Source organism: Tanticharoenia sakaeratensis NBRC 103193 (genome assembly GCF_000963885.1).
Classification (GTDB): Bacteria; Pseudomonadota; Alphaproteobacteria; order Acetobacterales; family Acetobacteraceae; genus Tanticharoenia; species Tanticharoenia sakaeratensis.
Map to the genome: position 1 here is coordinate 1 of NZ_BALE01000086.1, position 669 is coordinate 669.

Genomic DNA, 669 nt, shown 5'->3' on the forward strand with positions numbered 1-669 from the left:
TCGGCGATGCCCATCAGGGCGCGCTTGACCATCACCACGTCCTGGTCGTTCTGGAAAGCCGTGGCGCCGTGGATCACCGAGGTCGACAGGAACATCGTGTTGGCCCGCAGGGACTGGGCGCCCTGTTCGCTGACCAGCCCGAAGAAGGCGTTGCGGGGCGCGCTGTATTCGCCGCCGATGCAGATCAGCTTCAGCCCGGCATAGGGCGACAGCGTCTGGATCACGCCCATGGCGTTGGTGATGATGGTCAGCGGCGCCCGGGCGGGCAGGAGCGGGAGCATTTCCGCAACCGTCGTGGAATCATCCAGCACCAGGACCTGTTCGGGGACGATGCGGGCCACGGCCTGCGTGATGATCGCCTGCTTCAGGTGCGGCGCGCGGCTCTGGCGGTAGGACACGCTGCGGGTGGCCGTGGCGCGGTTGCGGACGGTCAGGCCGCCATGGATCTTGTTGATCAGGCCCTGCCGGACAAGCGCATCCGCATCGCGATGGATCGTCATCCGGCTGACGGCAAAGCGCGTGGCCAGATCGTCGATGCTGGCCCCGCCGGTCTCGAACAGGAGGTCCAGGATCCGCTGCTGCCGCTGGGTGGTCTCGCGTCGCCGCGTGATCAGCTCCGGTGCCGCCTCGCTCATGCTCCCAGCCCTGTCATCATGCCCTCTGGTCTCC

The 669-nt window shown here is 67.4% G+C and carries 1 protein-coding gene; it reads right to left on the reverse strand.

Annotation, left to right across the window (positions count from 1 at the left end):
* Positions 1-635 (reverse strand): DeoR/GlpR family DNA-binding transcription regulator (locus B8446_RS15935; protein ID WP_048851366.1); only part of this gene is annotated, 635 nt, incomplete at its 3' end.
* Between the last annotated feature and the right edge of the window lie 34 nt (positions 636-669).